A 24,208-nucleotide genomic window follows, 5' to 3' on the forward strand; every position below is an offset into this window, starting at 1 on the left:
GCTTGCCATCACGCTGAAACGACCCAAGCGAGGCTCCAAACCATACATTTGGTCGTCACCTCGAAACCATCATCAACGCCTGACTGAGACGGCGCGCACGCCTTGACCCTTTGCCCCGCATCGACTAAAAAGTTCTGTTCCGTCTTCGCGGGTGAGTCGAAAATTCGCCCCTTGACGCAGCGCGATACCTGATTATTCATCAAATCGAGCCGGTTGGCGATCACACGCCCCGGCGTTTTTCAAGAGGACACCATGGCCCGCATAACCGTCGAAGATTGCCTCGAGCGCATCAACAACCGTTTCATGATCGTTCAGATGGCCATCAAGAGGGTCCACCAGTTCCGCGAGGGCTACGACCCCCTGGTGGAGTGCCGCAACAAGGAAATCGTCACCTCCCTGCGCGAAATCGCCGGGGGCAAGGTGCTGCCCGCAGAATCCATTGAGGAAGCGGGCATTTACGCTCCCGACAAACAGTAATTCTTCATGACCAAAGCCGATTATTACGAAGTTCTGGGCGTGGCCCGGGACGCGGGCGAGGACGAGATCAAGAAGGCCTATCGCCAGATGGCCTTCAAGTACCATCCTGACCGCAACCCCGGCGACGCCGAATCCGAGTCCAAGTTCAAGGACGCGGCCGAAGCCTACGAGGTGCTGCGCGACCCCCAGAAGCGCGCCCGATATGACCGCTTCGGCCACCAGGGCCTGGGCGACACCGGGTTCGGCGGGTTCTCCAACGCCGAAGACATCTTCAGCACCTTCTCCGACATCTTCGGGGAATTCTTCGGATTCGGCGCAGCGCGCGGCCGCGGCCCCAGGCCCCAGGCCGGCAACGACCTGCGCTACGACCTGCGCGTCGCCTTCCGCGACGCCGCCATGGGCGCCGAGACCACGCTCAAGATTCCCAAGCCAGTCGCCTGCCCCGAGTGCGACGGAAGCGGCGCGGCCCCGGGCTCCAAGCCCGAGACCTGCCGCCAGTGCGGCGGCGCGGGCCAGGTGCACCAGAACCAGGGCTTCTTCCGCATCGCCGTCACCTGTCCGGTCTGCCGGGGAGAGGGCACCGTCATCCCCAACCCGTGCCCGCGCTGCAAGGGCCGGGGCCAGATTCCCGACGTGCGCGAACTCAAGGTGCGCATCCCCGCCGGAGTCGACGACGGATCGCGCTTGCGCCTGCGCGGCGAGGGCGAGCCGGGCTTGCACGGCGGGCCTCCGGGCGACCTCTACGTGATCATCCACGTGGAGGAGGACAAGACCTTCCGCCGCCAGGGACAGGATCTCGTCTACTCCATGGAAATCAGCATGGTGCAGGCCGCTCTGGGCGACAAGGTCAAGGTGCCCACCCTGGAGGGCGAGGAAACCATGGAAATCCCCAAGGGCACCCAGTCCGGCGAGGTGTTTTCACTGCGCGGCATGGGCCTGCCCCATCCGGGCCGCACCCAGCGGGGCGACCTCCTGGTGGAGGTCATCGTGGTGACGCCCAAGAGCCTGTCCAAGAAGCAGGAGGAACTCCTGCGCGAGTTCGCCAAGCTTGAGGAGGACAAGCCCCTCAAGAAGGTGAAGAACTTCTTCAAGAAGGCCAAAGACGCGGCCATGGGCTCCTGATGCCCGCAAACGAAGGCTTCACCCACCTGGACGACAAGGGCCAGGCGCGCATGGTGGACGTGGGCGCAAAGGCCCCCTCCACCCGTGTGGCCGTGGCCGAAGCCGTGGTGCGCCTTTCCGAGAAGACCTACCGGCTGCTCACGGGCGAGGGCATGCCCAAGGGCGACGCCTTCGCCTGCGCCCGCATCGCCGGGATCATGGCCGCCAAGAAGACCTCCGATTTGATCCCCCTGTGCCATCCCCTGGGGCTGGACTCCGTGGACGTGCGCTTCGAGCTGGACGAAGCCGCGCACAGTGTGCGCATCGAGGCCGAAGCGCGCCTCACGGCCAAGACCGGCGTGGAGATGGAAGCCATGACCGCGGCCAGCGTGGCCGCGCTCACTTTATACGACATGTGCAAGGCCGTTCAGAAGGACATCGTCATCGAGCGCGTGCGGCTCACGTACAAGTCCGGCGGCAAGAGCGGGGAGTTTCGCGCCGGCTGATCCCCAGATTCCCGGAGGTGACGCCGTGTCGCCCAGTTCTCCTTCCCCCGTACTGTTTCAGTGGCCCGGGCCCGCTCCCGCCGATTCCTCAATTCCCTGGCTGCGCGGCCATACCGACACCCTGCCCGACATCGTGGGACGCATCGGGCCGGATGCCGATCTGACGATTTTCACCGAGGGCAACCATTACATGGTGCTGGTTCCGGCGGCCTTGGAAGAGTTCAGGGCGTGGTGCACAACAAAACCGGAATACACAAACCTCCGCCTGGAGAACATCGTGCTCGTCACGCTTCCCCAACCCATGATTGTGGAGGCCATCGTTGCCGGCGGGTTGGGGGTTGGTTCGGCAGTCATACCGGTGGCTCCGGGGCGGGGCATCTACCCGGATATCGTCATGGGCGGGCCGCTCCCCTTGAGCAAACTCCGGGCTGCGGGGAAGGTGGAGGCCACGGCGCATCTTTTCGCCAGAAACAAGGGATTGGCGATTCTGGTGAGGGCCGGAAATCATCTTGGAATCGCCAGCCTCCAGGATTTGAGCGGCAAGGGATGTCGCGTCATCCTGGCCACGCCGGGCGAGCCCGGAGCGCGCAACAGCTATCTGGACGCTGTCCGGGAACTGGGCGGGACCGAAACAGTGGAGGGCATCCTAGGAGGAGAAGTGTCGGCGTTTCCCGGCAGGCTCGGCATTCAGCACCGCGACGTGCCTTTTGCCCTGTCGCAGAACCTGGCCGACGCTGGGATCATCTTCAGGCACCTCGCCGAGCACTACCAGAGGACTTACCCGGATATCTTCGAGTCGATCCCCGTGGACGGTGCAGAGCGATTCGGAGGGGGCATCGCCGCGACCTTGACGCCCGAAGGAGCCCCTCGTCCGGCGGCAAGGGCTTTCCTGGAATTCTATCAGGCCCGTGCCCGGGAAATCTATCCTCCTGCCGGTTTCGCGCGCCTGGAATATCCCGACTTCTGGCGGGAGCTCGATCTGGACGCGCCGCAATGAACCTGGACCGGGCCGGACGTCTCGCTCTTATGCCTCGCCTTTCTCTTCCGGCATGCTTGCCCACACGTCGCGCAACGTCTGGGTCGACCCTTCCAGGCATGAGGCGCTCAGGCGCTTCTTGACATCCTTAAGCGTCGGGTAACGCTCGGCGAGATCCTCCACGGGCGTCTCCCCGCGCAGTCCCTCCCAGGCCACGACCAGCTCCCCCACGGTGATCTTGTCCGGCGCGGCGGCCAGCACGTAGCGCTCGCCGTTCTCGTCGCTGTCGGCGTGCACGGCCACACCCATCCTCACGAGCTTTCGCATCTCCTGCGCCACCAGCTTGACCGGCACGCCAAGGGGCTCGGCGGCCTCCATGTCCGAGAGGGGCGACTGCCTGTTCTCGGCCCGTTCGGTGAGCATGAGCGCGAGCAGCAGGGCCAGGTCGCGCCTGTCCGAGAACGAGTAGTGCCTGACGGTGTCCTCGTGGACCACGCGGGTGAAGTTCTGCACGGCGTTGGCGATCTCGGCCCCGGCCAGCACGATGAGCCAGCTGATGTAGAGCCAGACGAGAAGGAGCGGAATCTGGGCGAAGCTGCCGTAGATGGCGTTGTAGCCGGAAACGCCGATCTGGTACTTGATGTAGACGGCCTGGGTGCTCTGCCAGGCGAATCCGGCGCAGGCCGCTCCCGTGGTGGCGGCGGTGGCGGAAACCTTCACGTTGGGCAGGAATTTGTAGAGGATGAAGAGCGAGATGGCCACCATCAGCATGGGGACGGCCTTCACGGCCAGGGTGATGGCTTGGTTGAACAGTTCGATCTCGCGCAGCCATTGGATTACGGAAGCGTTCTGGAAGGTGGCCGTGACGCTGAAGGCGGCCAGGATGAAAACGGGGCAGACCAGAACCACGGTGAGGTAGTTGGAGAACCGGCTCCAGAGGCCGCGTTTCGACTTGGCGTGCCAGATGATGTTGAAAGCCTCCTCCATGGTTGAGAGCAGGCCCATGGAGGTGACGAAGAGCGTTGCCACGCCGATGAATCCCAGGGCCTTCACGTTGGTGTTCTGGATGTAGCCCAGAACGGCGTCCACCACGTCGGACTTTTCGGCGGTGAGGCGCATGAGCACGTCGCGCAGGAAGGGGGCTTCGTATATGCCGAAGCCCTTGGACACGGAAAAGGCCACGGCCAGGAGCGGCACCAGGGAGAGCACCGTCGTGTAGCTGAGCGACGAGGCCAGCAGGAAGCCCCGGTTGCCCAGGAAGGACGCCGTGACGAACCGCAGCCAGGAGAAGATGAAGGGCGCTTTGGTCATGGTATGGTGCCGGGTGTTTTCGGCATCCATACCAGGGGAGGGCGCGGCTGACGACGAATAATTTCAGCGGCAAAGCGTCGGCGGGCTCATCTTGACAGCGGCAAGGGGCGGCGGATAGCTCAGGCGAGCAACATGGATGTCGGAGTACCAAGCCGAAAACTGCAGCAAACGCGAGGAGTTTCGATGGAGTCCAAGATCATCCTGCCGGAAAGGGAAATGCCCCGCGAGTGGTACAACGCCTTGCCGGACCTGCCCACGCCCCTGGCCCCGCCGCTCGATCCCGGTTCCGGGCAGCCCATTTCTCCAGACATGCTGGCCCCCATCTTTCCCATGGGAATCATCGAGCAGGAAGTCAGCCCCAAGCGCTTCATCGACATCCCCGAGCCGGTGCTGGACATCTACCGTCTGTACCGTCCGACGCCCCTGGTGCGCGCCCGCAGGCTGGAAGATGCGCTCGGCGTCAAGTGCAAGATCTACTACAAGGACGAATCGCGCTCCCCGGCCGGGTCGCACAAGCCCAACACCGCCGTACCCCAGGCGTACTACAACAAACTCGAGGGCGTGAAGCGCCTGGCCACCGAGACTGGCGCGGGCCAGTGGGGCACGGCCCTTTCGTTTGCCTGCAAGATGTTCGGGCTGGACTGCACGGTGTACATGGTGAAGGTCAGTTACAATCAGAAGCCGTACCGGCGCATCCTGATCCAGTCCTACGGGGCGGAGATATTCCCCTCGCCTTCGGACAAGACTGGAGTGGGGCGGGCCGTGCTGGCAAAGGATCCGGACTGCCAGGGCAGCCTGGGGCTGGCCATATCCGAGGCCGTGGAGGACGCGGCCACACACGCCGACACCAAGTACGCCCTGGGGAGCGTCCTCAACCACGTGGTGCTGCACCAAACCATCATCGGCCAGGAGACCGAGAAGCAGCTGGTCATGGCCGGTGAGAAGCCGGACTATCTGGTTGGCTGCGTGGGTGGCGGGAGCAACTTCGGCGGCCTGGTGCTGCCGTTTCTGCCGCGCAAGCTCGCCGGGGAGAGGATCACCTTCGTGGCCGCCGAGCCCAAGGCCTGCCCGACGCTCACGCGCGGGCAGTTCCGCTACGACTACGGCGACGTGGCCCGGCTCACGCCGCTTCTGAAGATGCACACCCTGGGGCACAACTACATGCCCGCGCCCATCCACGCGGGCGGCCTGCGCTACCACGGCGACGCGCCCATCATCTGCAACTTGGCCGCCGAGGGGCTTATCGACGCCCGGGCCTATTTCCAGAACGACTGCTTCGAAGCGGCCAAGCTCTTCCAGGCCACGGAGGGGTTCCTGCCCGCGCCAGAGACCTCCCACGCCATCAAGGCGGCCATCGACGTTGCCCGCGAGGCAGAGCCCGGGCAGGTGGTGGTGTTTCTGTTCTCGGGGCACGGGCTTCTGGACCTGGCCTCCTACGACGCCTACATGCAGGGCAATCTGGTGGACTTCGAGCACTCCGAGGAGGACATCCGGGAATCGCTCAAGGCCTGCCCGGAGATCGAAGTCTAGCGGCGTCGCGAGGTTCAGCGGGTCGCTGGGACACCTTGCGGCCAAGAAAACGAACGAGGCCGCCGGATCGCTCCGGCGGCCTCTGCTGTTTCAGGGATGACCGTGTGGGCGGCGGCAGGTGCGCACTCGGTAACCCGCCCCACAGCCCGTAGGAGCTACTGCACCTTCTGCTTGTCGTGCTTCTCGCGGTAGATTTTCTTGCTCTCCACGTCGAGCTGGTGGTTGAGTTGCTTGCGTTCGTTGGGGGTGAGCCGCCCGTCGGACTTCATGCGCGCCTCGCGGGACTGGATGCGGGCTTCGCCCTTCTCCAGCTTGGAAGCCTCTTTCGGAGTCAGCTGGCCGCTTTTCACGCCCTGCTGGATGCGCAGCTCCTGGTCGGCCTCGCGCTGGTCTATGTTGTAAGACGTGCTGCCCTTCTTGGCGAAGGCGGCTCCGGAAAACGAGAGGGCCAGAAGCCCGACCATGATGGGGCAAGCGGTACGTTTGAACACTGCGATCCTCCTGGGGAGAAAGGTATGGGACACTTCGTGTCTGCTGCGGCTTCTACGCCTCGCGAAGAACCGCGCGCAAGTTACACTCGCGTCATGAACATCCTGTAAGAAAAGAAGAAAGCCCGGACGGCGATGCCGTCCGGGCTAAACCATTCGAAGGCCTTGGGCGCCTCGCTCCCTAGAGGATCTGCTCCAGGAACTTCTGGGCCCGGGGGTGCTTGGCGCTCTCGAAGAACTCCACGGGCGGCCCCTGGTCGATGATCTGGCCCTGGTCCATGAAGATGATGCGGTCGGCGGCCTGGCGTGCGAAGCCCATCTCGTGGGTCACCACCACCATGGTCATGCCCTCGCGGGCCAGGTCCAGCATGACCGCGAGCACCTCGCCGATCATTTCCGGGTCCAGTGCGGAGGTGGGCTCGTCGAAGAGCATGATCTTGGGGTTCATGGCCAGGGCGCGGGCGATGGCCACGCGCTGCTGCTGGCCGCCGGAGAGCATGGCCGGGAACACGGCGGCCTTCTCCTTGATGCCCACCTTGTCCAGGAGCACCATGGCCTTGGCCTCGGCCTCGCTGCGGGATTCGCCGCGGAGCTTGATCGGGGCCAGGGTCACGTTGTCGAGCACCGTGTAGTGCGGGAAGAGGTTGAAGGACTGGAACACCATCCCCACCTCCATGCGCACCTGGTTGATGTCCACCTTGGTGTCGGAGATGTCGAAGCCGTCCACCACGATGCGCCCGGCGTCGATGGTCTCCAGGCGGTTGATGGTGCGAAGCAGCGTGGACTTGCCCGAGCCCGAGGGGCCGATGATGACCACCTTCTCGCCGGGGCGAACGTCCATGCTCACGCCCGAGAGGGCGCGCAGCTTGCCGAAGAACTTGCCCACTCCGGAAATGGTGATGATGGGCTCCATGGCGCTATTTGCGGACATAGTAGGAGAGCCTCTCTTCGAGCTTGGAGACCATCTTGGACAGGAGCAGGGTGATGATCAAATAGACCAGTGCCACCACGGTGTAGGTCTCGAAATACAGGAACGTTTCCGATGCGAACTCGCGGCCCCGGCGCAAGAGGTCGGCCACGGCGAGGATGGACACCAGGGAGGTGTCCTTGAGCAGCATGATGAACTCGTTGCCCACCGGCGGCAGGATGATGCGCATGGCCTGGGGCAGGATGACGTAGCGCATGGTCTGGGCGCGGCTGAAGCCGAGCGAGCGGGCGGCTTCGGTCTGGCCTTTGTCGATGGCCAGGATGCCCGCGCGGAAGATTTCGCCCAGGTACGCGCCGTAGCACACGGCCATGGCGATGACCGCGGCGACCATGTCCGGCACGCGCACGAACCGGCCCAGGGCGTAGTAGATGTAAAAGAGCTGCACCAGAAGCGGGATGCCCCGGATGATTTCCACGTAGGTGGAGGCCACCAGGTTGATCCAGCGGTTGCGCGACACGCGCCCCAGGCCCGTGAGCAGGCCCAGGAGCAGGGCCAGGCCGATGGAGCTGATCGTCACCTGGAAGGTGACGACGATGCCGTCCGGGATGAACTTGACGAGCCTGAGGTACGCGCCTTGCTCCACCAGGACGAGGTAGAGAAGCGTGCCGACGGCTGCGAGCAGGGAGAGCCACCAGGCCGAGACCAGTCCCTTGTCCGACTTGCGGGGGATGGCCGGGCCGTCGTGCTGCTCGATGACGGGTGCGGGTGGTTTGGTCTGCATGTTGGTGTAAAAAAAGAGGGGGAGGGCCGATGATGCCCTCCCCCTCTGGAGTTAGATGTCTACTGGCCGATCCACTTCTTCATGAGTTCCTTCTCGATACCCTTGGCCTTCACGGCCTCGATGCCCTTGTTGATCAGGGCCAGGGTCTCCTTGTCGCCTTTCTTCACGGCGATGCCGTAGAACTCGTCCTCGCCGGTCTCGATGATGAAGGCGATCTTCAGCTTGCCCTTGTACTTCTCGGTCTGCAGGGCGTACTGGGCGGCGACGGGATCGTCGCAGACCACGCCGTCGATGCGGCCGTTGTACAGGTCTTCGATGGCCAAGCCCACTTCGTCATAGGACTTGTCCTTGACGCCTTCCATCTTCTTCACGGCGAAGTGGCCGGTGGTGGAGATCTGCGCGCCCAGGGTCTTGCCCTTCATCTCGGCGACGGTCTTCACCTTGGAATCCATGGGGACCACCAGGGCCTGGCGCACCTTGAAGTAGGGGGTGGAGAAGTCCATGGTGTTCTTGCGCTCTTCGGTGATGGACACGGAGGAGCAGATGGCGTCGTACTTGTTGGCGGCCAGTCCGGCAAAGATGCCGTCCCAGGCGGTGGCCTTGAACTCGGGGGTGAAGCCCGCTTCCTTGCCGGCGGCCTTCATGTACTCGATGGCGAAGCCGGTGAGTTCCTTGTCGGGGCCCACGAACTCCATGGGCGGCCAGGTGGCGTCGGAAGCGAAGACAATGGTTTTGGCCCAGGCGGACTGAGAGAGCAAGGTAAGCATCAAGGCTGCCAAGACGACGATTCTGCGCATGTTTTCCTCCGTGGTTAGGACGTTTCAGGGACGGCCTCGGCCTTGGTGGGCCTGTGCCGGAACCGCAGCGGCGTGATCGTCACGCGACCGGATACAATTGCGAAAATTCGGCAAAATTTCAAGATAATTCAAACGGAAGGGGCTTCCTCCTCGCGGATGCTTAACCCTTCGCCATTGCAGGAAAAGCATCTCCGGTGCCCGGGAAATCCGGAACCAGGGAGGGCGTATTTCTCACCAGGCAATCCGTCCTGCGTCCAGGCAAGCCTCGAGCGCGGCCAGTCCGTTCCTGAAACCGGAACGCCCAAATCCCATCCGGAAATGGTGCTTCCATGCCTCGCCGTAGAGGCGGCCGGGAAGCAGCAGCACCCCGGACTGCCTGAGCACCTCGGCGCAAAAGGGTTCGGCGTCGCGGCCCGAGGCTAGGCGCGGGAAGGCGATCGGGCCACCCGTTGGCTCGGCCCAGGCCAAGCGGCCTTGCTGCGCGGCCATGAACCGGCGCAAAATCTCCAGGTTGCCGGCGGTGATGGAGCGTAGGCGCGCAAGGATCGCCTCCCTGCCGCGCAGGGCCAGGGCGGCCAGGAATTCACTCGGCGCGCTGCCGCAGATGGTGGTGTAATCCTTGATCTGGGCCATTGCCGCAAGCACGGATTTGTCCCGGCAGGCAACCCAGCCCACGCGAAGCCCGGCCAACCCCAACGACTTGGACATCACCCCGAGCGACACGGCCCGCTCGTAAAGATCGCAGGCGGGCCTGGGGGCTTCGTCCGGCCCATATTCCATGAACCGGTACACCTCGTCGGAGAAGAGCAGGCAGCCGTGGCGCGAGACGACCTTCGCCACGCGTTCCATGCCGGTGCGGTTCAGGCTCGCGCCCGTGGGATTGTGGGGAGAGTTCAGGAACACGGCCTTGGTTTGTGGCCCGACGAGCCGGGCCAGTTCGTCGGGGTCGGGTGCCCAGCCGTTCTCCTCGCGCGCCGTCCAGGGCACCACCGTGCAGCCGCGCGAGGCGGCCACCTGATGGAGCGACTGGTAACAGGGCATGTGGACCACCACCTCGTCTCCCGGCTCCAGGCAGGCGGTGGCGAAGGTGAAGATGGCCTCCTGCGCGCCCACGTGGCCCAGTACGTCCTTGGCGACAACGCTTTCGTAGAGACCGGCGATCTCGGCGCGGAGCTCTTCGCCGCCCGGGGCCTCGGTGTAGCCCAGGGAGAGGGCCTCGAAGCGCTCGCGGGAGCCGGGCTCCATGTCCAGCAGCTGTCCCACGGTCATGCTTTCGCAGTCGGAGACGCACAGCAGGTGGGGGACGGTGAATTCGTGCTGCGCGAAATAGCGCTCGAGTTCGAACGGAGGAAGCTTCACGGCGGCTCCAGGATGTTGCGGGTTTCAGATGTTCTTCCGGTGCAGGCCGTGTCCCTTCGGGGATGCCCCTGATTGCGGGGAGGTCGGGACCGGGGCACGCCGGAAGCAGTGTGATAGCCGTCAGGGCCTCCCGGAGCAACATTCTTGCGGCGCTTCGCAGGCCGCGATGACGGCCTGTTTTCCCTGCCTGACTTCGTCGAACGCCTTGCCACCGCCATGCGGCGGGCGTATTTTCCCTTCTGGAGACATTATGCGCCGCAATCCTTATTTTTCCTGCCTGCTTTTCGCCCTGGTCCTTTATGCCGCAATGCCCGCCGGCGCTGGGGCCGCCAGCCTCTGGACCCCGGCCGAACTGGCCGGACGCCCGGAAGAGCCCCACCCGGGCCGCCTTGGTGCGCCGGACCTCTCGGCGCCGGAGCGGACCACGCCTCTTGCCGTGGCGGCCGCGCTGCCTCCGGAGCTTCGCGGCTCCATCCGCCGGGTGGACACGGGCGGGGAAAAGCTCGTCGCCTTGACCTTCGACCTCTGCGAACTCTCGGACCAGCGGGCGGGCTACGACGGGGCCATCGTGGACTACCTGCGGGCCGAAGGCGTGGCCGCCACATTTTTCGCGGGTGGCAAGTGGATGCGCAGCCACCCCGAGCGGGCCACGCAGTTGGCGGGTGACCCCAATTTCGAGGTGGGCAGCCACGCCTGGACCCACGGCAATTTCGGCGTGCTGGACGCCTCGCGCATGCGCCAGCAGATCGCCTGGACCCAGGCCCAGTACGAGCTCATCCGGGAGAATCTGGACCGGCTCGCCCGGGAACGCTCCTGCCCCGCGTGCGCCGATGCGGCCCCCCGGACCATCCGCGTGTTCCGCTTTCCCTATGGGCGCTGCCGGGCCGAAGCCCTGGACATGCTGGCCTCCATGGGCATTGCCGCCGTGCAGTGGGACGTGAACATGATGGACGCGGCCAAGACCCGTGACGCCTCGGCCGTGACCCGAGACGTCCTGAAGAACGTGAAGCCCGGCTCCATCGTGCTGGGGCATGCCAACGGCTTCGGCCACGCCACGGCCGAAGCCCTGCGGAGCATCGTTCCCGCGCTTCGGGCCAAGGGCTACCGCTTCGTCACGGTGAGCGCCTTGCTGGCTGCCGGACGCCCGGTGGCCTCGCCCGAATGTTTCGATTCCCGCCCCGGCGACACCGCCGTGTACGATGCCCAGTTCGGGGACGGCACCGTGCACCCCAGGCGGAAGTGAGGAGGGCATGGGGCGGGCGTTTCTCATCCTGGGCGCGGTGTTTCTCGCGGTGGGGCTCGTGCTCACGTTCCGGGAGCGCCTTGGTCCATTGTGGGACTTCCTGTCGCGCCTTCCATTCGGCCGTTTGCCCGGCGACGTGGTCATCGAGAAAGAGAATTTCCGGTTCTCCTTCCCTTGGGTCACGTGCCTGGTGGTCAGCGCGATTCTGAGCCTTCTTTTCTGGCTGTTCAGGAAATAGCGGTCCATTCAGGACATTACCGGGCTGAAGTTGAGATTGGTTATTGATTTTGAAAATCAATCTCGATATTACGCCGCGACAACATCCTGGAGTCACCCCATGAAGCTTCTTCGCGCGTTGGATGATTGTCTCGGCGCATACCGTTGCGGCCAGTTGGCCGCTACGGTCCACCAGATAGCCGACACCCTGGGCCGGGCCGTGGACGCCAAGGACAAGCGCCTGTTCGAGCATTCGTCCCTCACGGCGGAGCTGGCCACCGTTCTGGCCCTGGCTCACGGCCTGCCGCACAGGCAGGCGGACGTGGTGCATATTGCGGGGCACCTGCACGACATCGGCAAGATCGGCATTCCCGACAGCATCCTGCTCAAGCCAGGCGGGCTGGACCCGGCTGAATGGCTGCTCATGAAGGAGCATCCCCGCATCGGCGCGCAGATACTCGGGCCCATCGAACTTTTCTCGGCCAAGAACAGCGTGGCGGACATGGTGCTCTCACACCATGAAAGCTATGATGGCGGAGGATATCCCCAGGGCTTGGCCGGTCGGGACATCCCCCTGGGCGGGCGCATTCTCGCCGTGGCCGACAGCCTGGCGGCCATGCTCGAATGCCGCGCCTACCGTCCCTCCATGACCCTGTCCGAGGCGCTGGCCGAGATCGAGCGCTGTTCGGGCGTGCGCTACGATCCGGACCTGTGCCGCGACCTGTTCCTGCACGTGGACGAGGTCGCCGTGGTCGTGTCCAGGCATTGCGGCGTTTCCGAAGAATATCCGAGACAGGCGGAGACGGCCCTGGGATTGTCCGGTTGAACGCCTGCATGTAACGCCGGATGCGATGGCAGGGACTTGAGTATTTGAATGCGGTTGATTAAGGCGCGTGCAATGGCTCGAAAAAACAGCGCACGGCTCGTCTCGGTGGACTTCCTGCGGGGTGTGACGGTGGCGTTCATGGTGATCGCCAACAACCCCGGGGACACCATGTACGTCTACCGGGAGCTGGTCCATTCCCACTGGCACGGCTGGACCGCCGTGGATTTCATTTTCCCCCTGTTCCTGTTCCTGGTTGGGGTTTCCGTTGCGCTGGCCGTGCGGCGCGACGTCCCGGAGGCCACCCTCTGGTCCCCCGCCTTGAGGCGCGCCGGGATCATCTTCCTGCTTGGCCTTTTCGTGAACGGGTTCCCCTTCTACCATCTGGATACCTTGCGGATTCCAGGCGTACTGCAGCGCATCGCCGTAGTCTACTTGGCCGCGCTGTGGCTGCATCTGAAGCTCGGCCGCCAAGGTATCCTGGCCACGGCGCTCGGCATCCTCGTGGGATACTGGCTGCTCTGGACGTTCGTCCCGGTGCCGGGCCTGGGCTATCCCACCCTGGACAAGGAATACAACCTGGAGGGTTGGCTGGACCAGATGCTTCTGCGCGGGCACATCTGGGAATATGACACCTCCTGGGACCCGGAGGGGCTCCTCAGCACGGTGCCGTGCGTGGCCCTGGCCCTGTTCGGCGTGCTCGCCGGACGATGGCTCAAGAGGGGCGGAAACCCCGACTGGCGCAACGTCTTCCTGCTAGGGCTCGGACTGCACCTGGCCGGGCTGGCCTGGGACGAATGGTTCCCCATCAACAAGACCATCACCACCAGTTCGTTCGTGCTGTTCGTGGGGGGCTTCGGGGTCATGCTGACGGCCGTGGCCCACCGCCTCCTGGATGGGAAGAACCACGGCCCCTGGATAACCCCGTTTCTGGCGCTGGGGAAACGCGCCCTGTTCGTGTATGTAGTGTCGCAGCTGCTGGCGGAGGTGCTCTACGTCACCAAGCTTCCCCTGGCGATATGCCAGGGGAAGAGCCTGCACTTCTGGTTGTTCGACGGCTTCCTCGGATTCGTGGGGGACAGGTACGTGGCGTCCATCGCCTGGGCGGTGGGGCTTCTGGTGGTGCTGACGGTCATGGTCATGCTCATGAACCGCGCGGCCCGCGCTCTCAGGATGTGACGCAGGGCGGATCGACAGATCCGAGAAGAGATGATCGCGTCCTGCGGGGCGTCCCCAGGCGTTGCCGGGCGATCAGGCCGTGACCAGGCGGCCCCTGCCGGTTTCTTTGGCCTTGTAGAGCGCCTTGTCGGCCTGGGCGAACAGCGCGAAGCCCGACTCTCCGCTGGCCGGGATGCCTCCGGACAGGCCGATGGACGCCGACAGGTTCACCATTGTTCCGTCGCCCAGCCTCACGTCGGCCCCGCGCAGCCCCGACAACACCCTGCCGGCCACGTCGGCCGCCTCCTTGGTGCCGGTCTCCGGCAGAATCACCGCGAACTCCTCGCCGCCGATCCGGGCGGCCACGTCGGACGCCCTTATGGACGAGCGGATAACGGACGCGGCCGTCTTCAGGGCCAGGTCACCCGCCTGGTGGCCGTGGCTGTCGTTGATGTCCTTGAAGCGGTCCATGTCCACCAGGAGCAGGCTGAGCGGGCGGCCGCTGCGGCGGCTGGCGACCAGGCATTCCTCCAGGCGCGCGCCGAACAGGCGGTTGTTGGCAAGGCCCGTGAGTTCGTCCAGCATGGCCAGACGCGAGAGGCGCTCCTCCTCGCGGCCGAGCAGCCAGCCGAAGACGCCGAACGCAGCCATGGTCCCCAGGAGCATGTAGGCCATGAGCCCCGGGTGGGCGCGCGCCACGTCCGCGGGGGAGACTCCCTGGAGCGCCTGGAGCGCAAGCCATCCCACGGGAGCGAAGACGGCCAGGAAAACGCCCTGCAGCGCCCTGGCCCGCCTGTGCCCCCGCCGGGGGCGGGAGAAAAACGGCACGCGGTCGAACATCGTGAATCACCGCCAGTAAATTGGATGCAAGGCTATCTAGGCATTCCCCTGGAAATGGCAAGGAAAAAACGGACTCATTCGGTAGCCTATTGCTGTTTCGATGTTTCGGTTTCAATTCTCTTTAAATATTCGGCAATCCTGGGTTCCGGCGCTGCACGAAAAAGGCCGCTCCACTGCGTGGAGCGGCCTTATCCGAATTTGCAACGGATGCCCTGTTCCAGCGTTGCGCCCAGGCATGTCATCCGGGGCACGTGTGCCTGCAACCAGCGGAGACCATTGGCAGAACGTGCGAAAACACGTTCCTCATTCTCTAAAAACCCCCGCTAGAGGACGAAGCCCAGCCCCTCGCCGGACGCATCCACCGTGACGTCCTGTCCGTCGGCCACGTCGCCCGCGATGATCCTGCGGGCCAGCGGCGTCTCGATGTGGGCCTGGATATAACGCCTGAGCGGCCGCGCGCCGTATACCGGATCGTAGGCGGCGTCGGCGATGAAGCTCTTGGCCGCGTCGGTGAGCGTGAGCGTGACCTTGCGCTCCACGAGCCTGGCCCTGAGCCCGGTGAGCATCAGTTCGATGATGGCGCCGATCTGCTCCTTCAGCAGGGGCTTGAACAGCACGATCTCGTCCACGCGGTTCAGGAACTCAGGCCTGAAGTGGGAGCGCAGGGTGTCCATGACCTTGTCCGAGGTGCCGGGCTTGAATTCGCCGTCGGCCTGGATGCCGTCCAGCATGAACTGCGAGCCCAGGTTGGAGGTCATGATGACGATGGTGTTCTTGAAGTCCACCGTCTTGCCGTGGCTGTCCGTGAGGCGGCCGTCGTCGAGAATCTGGAGCAGCACGTTGAACACGTCGTGGTGGGCCTTCTCGATCTCGTCGAAGAGCACCACGGAGTAGGGCTTGCGCCTGACCGCCTCGGTGAGCTGGCCGCCCTCGTCGTAGCCCACGTAGCCCGGAGGCGCGCCGATGAGCCGGGAGACCGTGTGCTTTTCCATGTATTCGCTCATGTCCAGGCGCACGATGTTCTCCTCAGTGTCGAAGAGGGCCTCGGCCAGGGTTTTGCACAGCTCTGTCTTGCCCACGCCCGTGGGCCCAAGGAAGATGAACGAGCCGATGGGGCGTTTGGGGTCCTTGAGTCCGGCCCGGGCGCGCAGCACCGCGTCGGCCACGGCGGTGACGGCCTCGTCCTGGCCCACCACGCGCTGGTGCAACTCCTCGGGCAGGCGCAGGAGCTTCTCGCGCTCGGTCTCCAGGAGCTTGGTCACGGGGATGCCGGTCCAGCGGGCGATCACCTGGGCCACGTCGTCAGGGCCGACCTCTTCGCGCAGGAGCCTCTGGCCGCCCGAGGCCGCCTCGATCTGGGCCTCCTGCTTGTGCAGCTCGCTCTCCAACTGGTTCAGCTTGCCGTACTTGAGCTCGGCGGCCTTGTTCATGTCGTATTCGCGCTCGGCCTTCTCCATCTCGAGCCTGGTGCGCTCGATCTCTCCCTTGATGCTGCGCAGCCCCTCGATGGACTGCTTCTCGCGGTCCCACTGGGTCAGGAGCACCGTCTGCTCCTCCTTGAGTCCGGCCAGCTCTTCGCGCAGCTTTTCCAGGCGTTCCTTGGAGGCCTTGTCGGTCTCGCGGGTCAGCGCCGCCTGCTCGATCTCCAGCTGCATGATGCGCCGGTTGATGGTGTCGAGCTCGGTGGGCAACGAGTCGATCTCGGTGCGGATCATGGCCGCGGCCTCGTCGATCAGGTCGATGGCCTTGTCCGGCAGCTGGCGGTCCGGCAGGTAACGGGTGGAGAGCACGGCCGACTCCACCAGGGCCGCGTCCGCGATGCGCACGCCGTGGTGCACCTCGAAGCGCTCGCGCAGGCCGCGCAGGATGGAGACGGTGTCCTCAAGCGTGGGCTCGTCAACCAGCACGGGCTGGAAGCGGCGCTCCAGGGCCGGGTCTTTCTCGATATATTTGCGGTACTCGTCGATGGTGGTGGCGCCGATGCAGTGCAGCTCGCCGCGCGCCAGCATGGGCTTCAGGAGGTTGCCCGCGTCCATGGCCCCCTCGGCCTTGCCCGCGCCAACGATGGTGTGCAATTCATCAATGAACAGGATGATGCGCCCCTCGGAGGACTGTACCTCCTTGAGCACGGCCTTGAGGCGCTCCTCGAACTCGCCGCGGTACTTGGCGCCCGCGATGAGCGCGCCCATGTCCAGGGCGAAGAGGGTCTTCTCTTTCAGCCCCTCGGGCACGTCCTTCTTCACGATGCGCTGGGCCAGGCCCTCCACGATGGCCGTCTTGCCCACGCCGGCCTCGCCGATGAGCACCGGGTTGTTCTTGGTGCGCCTGGAGAGAATGCGCACGCAGCGCCTGATCTCCTCGTCGCGGCCGATCACCGGGTCGAGCTTTCCCTTCTGCGCCTCGTCCACCAGGTCGCGGCCGTACTTCTTCAGGGCCTCGTAGGTTTCCTCGGGGTTGGCCGAGGTCACGCGCTGGGAGCCGCGCACGTCGGTGAGCACGGCCAGAATCTTTTCCTTGGTCAGGCCGAACTGCTTGTTGGCCTTGCCCAGGGCGGAGGAGGGCGGCTCGTCCAGAAGCGACAGGAACAGGTGCTCCACCGAGACGTAGTCGTCCTTCATAGACTTGGCCAATTCGCTCGCCGCCACCAGCACCTCGTTCACCCGGGGGGTGACATACACCTGCCCCGGCTGCGAGCCCGGGCCGGACACGCGCGGCTGCTTGGAAAGTTCGTCCTCGAGGGCGCGCTGGTAGGCGCGCACGTCGTATCCGGCGCGCTCCAGCAGGCGTGGTACAAGACCCTGCTCCTGCTGGGCCAGGGAGAGCATGAGGTGTCCGGCGTCTATCTGCTGATGTCCCAGGCGCACGGCCACGGCCTGGGCCTGGCTGATGGCTTCCTGGGATTTCTGCGTGAACTTGTTGAGGTCCATGGTATCTCCTTGGGGAGTGAGTATGTCGTCGGATCAGTAGGTGGTGTCGATCAGATCAATCTCTCCAGGTCGCGCACGCGTTTCTCGAGCAGCTCTATGCGCTCCACTAGGTCCACGATGATGGACCCTCCCACGGGGTTGATCTCCAGATCATGGCACAGCCTGGAGAGCTTCTTCACCCGGTAGACGTCGCGGTGGCGAAACAGCAGCTCGCTGCCCTGGGTGCGCTGCGGCGCGAGCCAGCCAAGTTCGATGAGCTCCCCCACGAAGGAGGGGTGCAGCCCGGTCAGTTCCATGAACTGCGCCCAGGCGATCAGCTCGGATTTCACCGGCAGGCCCGCTCCGGCGACGATGGTGATGCCTCCCATACGGTCCTCCCGGTGTTAGTGGTGTTCGCGGGGATTGAAATCGGAGGCCTTGGCCAGTTCCTCCCACAGGGCGCGTTCCTTGTCCGTGGCGGTCCTGGGCACCTGGATCATGACCCGCACCAGTTGATCGCCGCGTCCGGCCTTGCCCTGAAGCCCCTTGCCCCGGATACGCAGCTTGCGCCCGGAGCCGATGCCCGGGGGGATGTTCAGGTCTATCTCGCCGTCCAGGGTGGGCACGCGCACGCTGGCGCCCAGGGCGGCCTCCCAGGGGGCCACCGGAACGTCCACCACCACGTTGACGTCCTCGAGCTTGAAGCGTGAGTGGGGGCGGATGGTGATCTTGAGGTAGAGATCGCCCGCCGGTCCGCCGCCAAACCCTTGTGAACCTTGCCCGGCCAGGCGGATCTTGCCGCCGTCGCGCATGCCCGCCGGGATGTTCACCGAGAGGGTCTTGGGTTTCAGGTAAGGGCGACCGTCGGGGGTGACGGCTTCCTCCTGCAGGGTGATGGCCTTGGAGCCGCCCAGGTAGGCTTCCTCCAGGGTGAGCTCCAGTGCGGCCTCCACGTCCTGTCCGCGCGCGGGGCGGCGCTGGCCGCCGAAGCCCTGGCCGAAGCCGGACCCTCCGAAGCCGCCCATGCCGCCGGATCCGCCGAATATGGTCTGGAAGAAGTCCGAGAAGCCGCCCGCGTCGAACTGCTGGCCGCCCTGACCGCCGAAGTGGAAGCGGACGTTCTCGTAGCCCGGCGGGGGCTGGAAGTTTTGCCCGTGCTGCCAGTTGGGGCCGAGCTGGTCGTAGAGCTTGCGCTTCTCGGGGTCGCGCAGCACCTCGTAGGCTTCGTTGATCTCCTTGAACTTGCCCTCTGCCTTGCAGTCGCCGGGATTCAGGTCCGGGTGGCACTGCCGGGCCAGCTTCTTGAAAGCCTTGGAGATGTCGTCCTGCGAGGCGTCCCGCTTGACGCCCAGGAGCTTGTAGTAGTCTTTGTAATCCACGTGGTTATCCTTTGTCGGACGTCTTCGTCCCGTGGCAAGTTTACATAATAATCCGGTTGGTGAAACCGTCAAGCGCCACGGGGCAATAGAGCATGTCTTTTTCGCATTATACACGTTTGGAGGCGGGACGAAACCGGGATTTCACGCTTTCCGTCCTGGCAGGGAAAGGGCTTCTGGGGCTGTCGACCGGCGATCACTTGACAAGTATTTGTCGATAGGACAAGTGAATAAATATTGGGCAAGTCGAATTGTGACGTGTTGTTTCGGACCGCCGCGGGGGCATAAACGCCACCGGGCAAGCGAGGAATCCGTGGAAGACCCCAACTTGCCGGATAACGGGCAACCCGGGATGAATGGAGAAGCCCGTCGCGTCGCCGCAGCGGACCGGCTTCCCGGCATCCGCCGGATGTCCATCTGGCTGATGCTTTTGTGGTCGCTGCTGTCCCTGGGGTTCTATCCTTACTTCTGGCTCGGGCTGCGGGCGAAGCATTTCAACAGGTTGCATTCGAACGCGAAAGTGAAGGTCACCCCCATCGTTTTCGCGGCCGTGGCTTCGACCGTCACGCCCTTTTTCATGGAACCTCTCCCGGACGTGCCCCCGACCCTCGGCTTCGCGATATGCGTGGCGGCCCAGCTCATCTTCTGGGGCAGCCTCGCGTGGTTCTATCTCCAGTTCTTCAATGCCAGGCGGGCCATGATGGATCATCTGGCCGCTTTCGACACCCCGGAAGAGAATTATTCCCGGATAAGCGCCCTGTGGACGTTCCTGTTCGTCAATCTTTACCTCCAGTTCCGCATCAACTGGGCCGTGACCGGGGACGAACAGGAGCCTGCGGGAAAGGCGTAAGTCCCCGCTCCTCCCGGAGAAGGGCCGGAGCCTTCCAGGCGGCCGGGCGGCGTTGCAATCCGGACCGAGTCAGGCTAGCACCGCCGCATGTCCAAGAAAGACGACTTCAACAATCCCTTCGACCAGCTCAAAGGCTTGAAGCTCAAGAAGCTGAAGCCCGCCGCCCCGGCCCCTGCGCCCAAACCAGCCAAGGCCGCCGAACAGGCCCCGGCCGACGAGGAGGACCTGTTCGCCAGGGCCATGTCCGGCGTCGACCGCATGGGCAAGGCCGCAACCGGCAGGCAGGTGGCCGCCCAGGTGCGGCCGGCGCAGCCGGTGGCGTCCGATCCGGATGCCGAGGCCCGGGCCATGCTGCAGGACCTGGTGTCCGGCAAGGTGGAGTTCGAGTTGGAGTACACGGACGAATACGTGCAGGGATTCGTCAAGGGAACGGACCAGAAGATTTTTCGCCAGCTCAAGGCCGGGCAGTATAGCCCGGAGGCGCACCTGGACCTGCACGGCCTCAACGCCGAGCAGGCTTACGAGTCGCTGCTCGTGTTCACGCGGGAGAAATACATGCAGGGCAAGCGCTGCCTGCTGCTTATCCCCGGCCGGGGCATCAACTCGCCGGGCGGCATGCCGGTGCTGAAGGAAGAGCTGAAAAGCTGGCTCACGCGCGATCCCCTGAAAAGGGTGGTGCTGGCCTTCTGCACTGCCCAGCCGCGCCACGGCGGGGCCGGAGCGCTCTACGTGCTGCTTAGGCAGCGCAAGAAGACCGAAGGCAAGATCAAGTGGGAGAACCTGTGGGGGGACGATTGAGTGAGTAAAGCTGCAACTGGCTATATCCGTTATGGTTAGTAGCTAAAAGTAGGGTGCCCCTACTTGTGGTTGCAATAAATATTTGTAAAAATATATTTTTTGGAGACTGGGTGATCATTTCAGTCACGTGTAGCATAAGGATGACTTTATGTTTACTGGAAGCATGACGTATTATCATGGCACGACAACATATGCATGGGATAGCATTCGAAGTGATAGAGTATTTCGCCCTGATAAACAGAAGGCAGACGGTGAATATTGGACAGCAAAGGGCGTGTATTTTTCTTGCAGCAATCCATATGTTGCGTTATGGTATGCACATTTTAGGTGTTTTTTGCTTGGGAAGGACGGTATTGAAAGTAGCCCTGTAGTAATAACATTTGAGAAGGCGATTGATGATGAATCAGATGTGGTTAACCTGCTGACATCTGATGGTCAAAGGGTTTTGTTTAAAATGCACAACAGGTTAAAGCCAGTTCATTCTGCTACTAAAAATGCGGTTACGATTAATACAAACTTAGATGCTCTGGCTTTGAAGCATTTGCCAGATATGGAAGATGTTGAAAATATATGCGTTTTTTCTGCATTTCAAGAGGGTGAAAGCTTTCAAAAGATTGTTCATGGCCATGATTTTGTCAATGAATATATAAATGATAGAGTAGGATTTTGTGTAGGTGACAACGTGTCTGTTTGCTTTCTAGATGATGTTCCTCTTTTGAGTCTTGGAGATTATAAGGTTCTAACATCTGACCACATTCTTGATGAAGATATGGCGCATGGTGAGAATGCTTTGTTTCCTGTTATTTGCCAGGGATTGAATAACAAACTACTGGCAGGTAAGTTTGCAAAAAGTTCAAAAGCAGTTGGTCTCCACGATTATTTTTTGGAGGTTTGTCATGCGAAGAACTAAAAATTTACTGAGTAAGATTGATGATTATTTCGAAAATAATTATCAAGATACAATTTTTCTAAATCACTTGTATGCAATCAGAACTGTTCAGCGTATTAATACGAACTACAAATTTATAATTAATAAGTTGATAAAGACTGAGGATGACTTGGTTTTTAAGCGGTATCTTTCTCGTAATCAATTAAAGACTTTTGTTGACAAGATATCTGTTGCTACAAAAGGCGTGAAGAAAATTTTAACTAATAGACTGATTAGTTCTATTGAAAAGTGTGACGTCGATGATCTTTCTTGTAGGGTCAACGTTTTTCAATTGATTGGAGCAAATGGAAGGGCAGAGAGTTTTGATTTTCTTGGGGCGTTGGAGCATGATATCAAGTCTCAACATGCTACATTAAAATTTTCTTATTTGAATATTTCTGTTTACAAATCTAAAGCTCCATATGAGACTGTTGAACAAATTTTTTGCGAACTAGATAATAATGACAAGCTTAGGCGGTTTTATTTTAGTTATTTGCGTTATTATTATAAAGGTGTGGATAATATTTTCAAGCGATTTAGTGAGAGTGTTCAGGATAACCATAAGAAACAAATTGCAGTTCTTTTTCCGGCTCTCGATACTGTTTTAAGGCAGCATCGTTATAAATCAGAAATTCAAGGAAATTTACTCAGGCATCACGATTTCTTTGCCAAAGCATTGGGTGCTGCGCCATCAGAAGTTGCTGTAAGATTTGAAAATTCTTTTGATAATATTCACGACAAAGGCGTTGCATAACTCTTCTGCCTTATTGCGATTTATAAGAACGGTCAGAGAGTGACTTTTATCCCTGGATTTTGTTTTTTTATTTTTTTGTTTAGAATTTAACGATCATGCCGTAGTGGGACCTGATTTTTAAAGCTCCCCTCTTTAGGTTTGCATCTCGGGCTCCCATTTCTCTCTGTCCTTAAGGAACACCGGGATAGCCTTGGGGCCGTCAAGAATGAAAAAAGGACGCCCTGTTGCAGAAACGTCCCTGAATCTTACTCAATCATCTACTGTCTTTCACGCAGCCGCTTCCTTCTTTTCCAGGCCCGCCGGCCCCATCACCCCGTCCATCTCCTTCACCTTGTTAAGCGCGCGCTTGAGGATGTCGCGGTACTCCTTCATGTCCGTTGGCGCATACTTGGCGCGGCAGTGCACCATGGACGCCATGTCCATGACCTCGTTGTAGAGGTAGGGCAGGTAGAGCGGGTCCTGCTTGAGGAACTGCAGCACCCTGTTCAGCAGGTTCTTGATGTCGAGCTGGTGCTTGCCGGGCTTTTTCATGAACTTCTCGAAATGCTTGGTGGCCTGGCGCAGCGACTGGTTCCAGGTGTTGTGGCGCGCCTGGTACACCGGCCGCGTGCGGGGCTGGTTCACCCGGCGGATGGCGTCCAGGAAGCGCTCCTTGGCCCCGGGCTGGGAGGCCAGCAGGCCGCGCTGGTGGCATTCCTCGACGTCCACCACCGTGCTGCCCTCGATCTCCGCGCCGCCGCCGTAGATGTTGTAGATGGGCACCTGGGCCTTGCGGAGGTCCTTTTCCAGGTCGCGCTTGGCCGAGAGGTAGCCCACGTTGGAATAGATGGTCTGTCCCCAGAGGTTGGTGAACTGCACGTCCCGGTTGGGATCGAAGCTCTGCACGTTCTGGTGGGCGTGGTGGCCGGGGGCGTGGGTTCTGTCGCCGGGCCAGGAGAAGTCCTGCCCCGCCAGCACGATGCGGCTCACGCCGCACCAGGAGAGGAACCTCGCCAGGGTGACGCCCACGTTGCCGCCCGCGTCCAGCACCAGTTCGTGCTCCTGGAACACGTAGGTGCCGAGTCCGCCCATGGTCCAGAGCGGGATCTTGGGGCCAGGATAGCGCCTGACCACACCCGGGTCCATCTTGGTGGAATAGATCAGCGGCAGGTTTTCAAGCCAGGACATGTCCTGGATGTTGTCGTAGAGGCGCATCATCTCGTCACGGAAGTCGATGGCCAGGCAGAAGTCGGGCTTGAGCCCCACGCGCTCCATGGCGGGCAGGGTCTGCAGGGCCGAGGCGTAGAGGGCGTGTCCCGGACGCTTGGCCAAAAGCGGCCCGTTGTCGGCCAAGGACGGCCCCGCGCCGAGGATCACCGCCGTGACGCCCTGGGCCGTGCCCTTGAGCGGCAGGAGGCTGCCGTGATTCATGGCGTCGGAGTAGTTTTGCAATTCGTTGCCGACCATGACCTCCTGCTTGAGGCGCAGGGTGGCCAACTCCACGGAAAAGTTTTCCAGCTTGCCCCGGGTGAGGTGGGTCATCTGGGCGTATTCGGGCCCGATCTGCTGTGAGGGCAGGTCGTTTCGCAGGTGGATGCTGCCGTAGACGAGGTTCAGGTCCAGGCGCTGGACGGCCGCTTCCACCTGGTCGTGGCTTGGCACCACGAAACGGAGCTTTCCGGCCTGGATGAAGGGGCGGTAGTCGGTCTGGCCGAGGCAGGCCAGAAGCACGTCGGGCCTGGGCTCGATGACCAGCACCTTGTGGGAGTCGGGCGTGCCGGTGAGCACGTGGTTGAGCCCGTAGCCCAGGTTCACGCCCACGATGACCGTGGCGTCGCGCTCAGGGGTGTCGATCTTGCGCCACTCGTCGTAGAGCACCGGCAGGATCGGGCTTTTCTCGATGACGCCGGAACCGTCATCCATGCGCCAGTCGAGAAGTCCCATGGCATTGACGAAGACGCGCTCGAGTGCGCCTTCGATGTCCGCGACGCCGGATGCCAGCCAGGAGGCCACGGGTTCCTTGGCGGCAGCCAGGGCTTCCAGGTTGGCGGTGAGGAATTGGTGCAGGTTCATGCGCCCCATG

General features: G+C 62.4%; 24 protein-coding genes. 13 read left to right on the plus strand and 11 right to left on the minus strand.

Annotated features, from left to right (window positions below):
• Nucleotides 1–252: 252 nt before the first annotated feature.
• The 4 genes from rpoZ to ML540_RS16630 are packed head-to-tail and all read left to right on the plus strand — an operon-like array spanning nt 253 to nt 3,081.
• The gene (rpoZ, locus tag ML540_RS16615) at nt 253–477 is read left to right on the plus strand and encodes a DNA-directed RNA polymerase subunit omega (RefSeq protein WP_243363975.1); all 225 of its coding nucleotides are present in this window, start codon (nt 253–255) and stop codon (nt 475–477) included.
• Nucleotides 478–483: 6 nt separating this feature from the next.
• Nucleotides 484–1,599 (plus strand): molecular chaperone DnaJ, encoded by a 1,116-nt coding sequence (gene dnaJ, locus ML540_RS16620; protein WP_243363977.1) that lies wholly within the window; start codon nt 484–486, stop codon nt 1,597–1,599.
• Nucleotides 1,599–2,084: a cyclic pyranopterin monophosphate synthase MoaC gene (moaC, locus tag ML540_RS16625; RefSeq protein WP_243363979.1), complete on the plus strand. Its 486-nt coding sequence runs from the start codon at nt 1,599–1,601 to the stop codon at nt 2,082–2,084. The genes dnaJ and moaC overlap by 1 nt, the downstream gene beginning before the upstream one ends.
• A 25-nt stretch (nt 2,085–2,109) precedes the next feature.
• Nucleotides 2,110–3,081 carry a substrate-binding domain-containing protein gene (locus ML540_RS16630; RefSeq protein ID WP_243363995.1) on the plus strand — a complete coding sequence of 324 codons (972 nt, stop codon included), beginning with the start codon at nt 2,110–2,112 and terminating at the stop codon, nt 3,079–3,081.
• 27 nt (nt 3,082–3,108) lie between these two features.
• Here ML540_RS16630 and ML540_RS16635 read toward each other — a convergent pair whose 3' ends face one another.
• Complete coding sequence (locus tag ML540_RS16635) at nt 3,109–4,371, minus strand: YhjD/YihY/BrkB family envelope integrity protein (protein ID WP_243363997.1); 1,263 nt, start codon at nt 4,369–4,371, stop codon at nt 3,109–3,111.
• Nucleotides 4,372–4,554: 183 nt separating this feature from the next.
• On the opposite strand from ML540_RS16635, the gene ML540_RS16640 reads away from it, so the two are divergent.
• Nucleotides 4,555–5,901 (plus strand): TrpB-like pyridoxal phosphate-dependent enzyme, encoded by a 1,347-nt coding sequence (locus tag ML540_RS16640; protein WP_243364000.1) that lies wholly within the window; start codon nt 4,555–4,557, stop codon nt 5,899–5,901.
• A gap of 155 nt (nt 5,902–6,056) precedes the next feature.
• Here ML540_RS16640 and ML540_RS16645 read toward each other — a convergent pair whose 3' ends face one another.
• From ML540_RS16645 to ML540_RS16665, 5 genes are all read right to left on the minus strand, one after another.
• A complete protein-coding gene (locus ML540_RS16645; protein ID WP_243364005.1) occupies nt 6,057–6,392 on the minus strand; it encodes a hypothetical protein in 336 nt (111 codons plus the stop codon).
• A gap of 178 nt (nt 6,393–6,570) precedes the next feature.
• Complete coding sequence (locus tag ML540_RS16650) at nt 6,571–7,320, minus strand: amino acid ABC transporter ATP-binding protein (protein ID WP_279343510.1); 750 nt, start codon at nt 7,318–7,320, stop codon at nt 6,571–6,573.
• Nucleotides 7,307–8,098, minus strand: coding sequence for an amino acid ABC transporter permease (locus tag ML540_RS16655; RefSeq protein ID WP_243364008.1), 792 nt, complete (start codon nt 8,096–8,098; stop codon nt 7,307–7,309). The genes ML540_RS16650 and ML540_RS16655 overlap by 14 nt, the downstream gene beginning before the upstream one ends.
• 59 nt (nt 8,099–8,157) lie before the next feature.
• Nucleotides 8,158–8,895 carry a basic amino acid ABC transporter substrate-binding protein gene (locus ML540_RS16660; RefSeq protein WP_243364018.1) on the minus strand — a complete coding sequence of 246 codons (738 nt, stop codon included), beginning with the start codon at nt 8,893–8,895 and terminating at the stop codon, nt 8,158–8,160.
• A 231-nt stretch (nt 8,896–9,126) separates the two neighbouring features.
• On the minus strand, nt 9,127–10,254 hold the full coding sequence (locus ML540_RS16665) for an aminotransferase class I/II-fold pyridoxal phosphate-dependent enzyme (RefSeq protein WP_243364030.1): 1,128 nt from the start codon (nt 10,252–10,254) through the stop codon (nt 9,127–9,129).
• A 250-nt stretch (nt 10,255–10,504) separates the two neighbouring features.
• On the opposite strand from ML540_RS16665, the gene ML540_RS16670 reads away from it, so the two are divergent.
• From ML540_RS16670 to ML540_RS16685, 4 genes are all read left to right on the plus strand, one after another.
• Nucleotides 10,505–11,497 (plus strand): polysaccharide deacetylase family protein, encoded by a 993-nt coding sequence (locus tag ML540_RS16670; protein ID WP_243364032.1) that lies wholly within the window; start codon nt 10,505–10,507, stop codon nt 11,495–11,497.
• Nucleotides 11,498–11,504: 7 nt separating this feature from the next.
• Nucleotides 11,505–11,735 carry a DUF2905 domain-containing protein gene (locus ML540_RS16675; RefSeq protein ID WP_243364035.1) on the plus strand — a complete coding sequence of 77 codons (231 nt, stop codon included), beginning with the start codon at nt 11,505–11,507 and terminating at the stop codon, nt 11,733–11,735.
• Between the two features lie 99 nt (nt 11,736–11,834).
• Nucleotides 11,835–12,539, plus strand: coding sequence for an HD-GYP domain-containing protein (locus ML540_RS16680; protein ID WP_243364037.1), 705 nt, complete (start codon nt 11,835–11,837; stop codon nt 12,537–12,539).
• A gap of 72 nt (nt 12,540–12,611) precedes the next feature.
• Nucleotides 12,612–13,715: an acyltransferase family protein gene (locus ML540_RS16685; protein WP_243364039.1), complete on the plus strand. Its 1,104-nt coding sequence runs from the start codon at nt 12,612–12,614 to the stop codon at nt 13,713–13,715.
• A gap of 72 nt (nt 13,716–13,787) precedes the next feature.
• Here ML540_RS16685 and ML540_RS16690 read toward each other — a convergent pair whose 3' ends face one another.
• The 4 genes from ML540_RS16690 to ML540_RS16705 all read right to left on the minus strand — a co-directional run bounded on the left by ML540_RS16690 (nt 13,788) and on the right by ML540_RS16705 (nt 18,819).
• A complete protein-coding gene (locus tag ML540_RS16690) occupies nt 13,788–14,534 on the minus strand; it encodes a GGDEF domain-containing protein (protein ID WP_243364041.1) in 747 nt (248 codons plus the stop codon).
• Nucleotides 14,535–14,857: 323 nt separating this feature from the next.
• Nucleotides 14,858–17,461 carry an ATP-dependent chaperone ClpB gene (gene clpB / locus ML540_RS16695; protein WP_243364043.1) on the minus strand — a complete coding sequence of 868 codons (2,604 nt, stop codon included), beginning with the start codon at nt 17,459–17,461 and terminating at the stop codon, nt 14,858–14,860.
• Between the two features lie 50 nt (nt 17,462–17,511).
• Complete coding sequence (locus ML540_RS16700; RefSeq protein WP_243364045.1) at nt 17,512–17,829, minus strand: chaperone modulator CbpM; 318 nt, start codon at nt 17,827–17,829, stop codon at nt 17,512–17,514.
• A 15-nt stretch (nt 17,830–17,844) separates the two neighbouring features.
• On the minus strand, nt 17,845–18,819 hold the full coding sequence (locus ML540_RS16705) for a DnaJ C-terminal domain-containing protein (protein ID WP_243364053.1): 975 nt from the start codon (nt 18,817–18,819) through the stop codon (nt 17,845–17,847).
• 349 nt (nt 18,820–19,168) lie between these two features.
• Between ML540_RS16705 and ML540_RS16710 the strand changes: the two genes are divergently transcribed.
• The 4 genes from ML540_RS16710 (at nt 19,169) to ML540_RS16725 (ending at nt 22,146) form a co-directional block, all read left to right on the plus strand.
• Nucleotides 19,169–19,666, plus strand: coding sequence for a hypothetical protein (locus ML540_RS16710; RefSeq protein WP_243364055.1), 498 nt, complete (start codon nt 19,169–19,171; stop codon nt 19,664–19,666).
• Between the two features lie 87 nt (nt 19,667–19,753).
• Nucleotides 19,754–20,464 carry a Smr/MutS family protein gene (locus ML540_RS16715; RefSeq protein ID WP_243364057.1) on the plus strand — a complete coding sequence of 237 codons (711 nt, stop codon included), beginning with the start codon at nt 19,754–19,756 and terminating at the stop codon, nt 20,462–20,464.
• 148 nt (nt 20,465–20,612) lie between these two features.
• Nucleotides 20,613–21,374 carry a hypothetical protein gene (locus tag ML540_RS16720; RefSeq protein ID WP_243364059.1) on the plus strand — a complete coding sequence of 254 codons (762 nt, stop codon included), beginning with the start codon at nt 20,613–20,615 and terminating at the stop codon, nt 21,372–21,374.
• The gene (locus ML540_RS16725) at nt 21,361–22,146 is read left to right on the plus strand and encodes a hypothetical protein (protein ID WP_243364062.1); all 786 of its coding nucleotides are present in this window, start codon (nt 21,361–21,363) and stop codon (nt 22,144–22,146) included. The genes ML540_RS16720 and ML540_RS16725 overlap by 14 nt, the downstream gene beginning before the upstream one ends.
• Before the next feature lie 267 nt (nt 22,147–22,413).
• Here the strand turns inward: ML540_RS16725 and ML540_RS16730 are convergent, their stop codons facing one another.
• Nucleotides 22,414–24,207, minus strand: a complete 1,794-nt coding sequence (locus tag ML540_RS16730; RefSeq protein WP_243364064.1) for a motility associated factor glycosyltransferase family protein — start codon at nt 24,205–24,207, stop codon at nt 22,414–22,416.
• Between the last annotated feature and the right edge of the window lies 1 nt (nt 24,208).

Source organism: Fundidesulfovibrio terrae (assembly GCF_022808915.1).
Classification (GTDB): domain Bacteria; phylum Desulfobacterota; class Desulfovibrionia; order Desulfovibrionales; family Desulfovibrionaceae; genus Fundidesulfovibrio; species Fundidesulfovibrio terrae.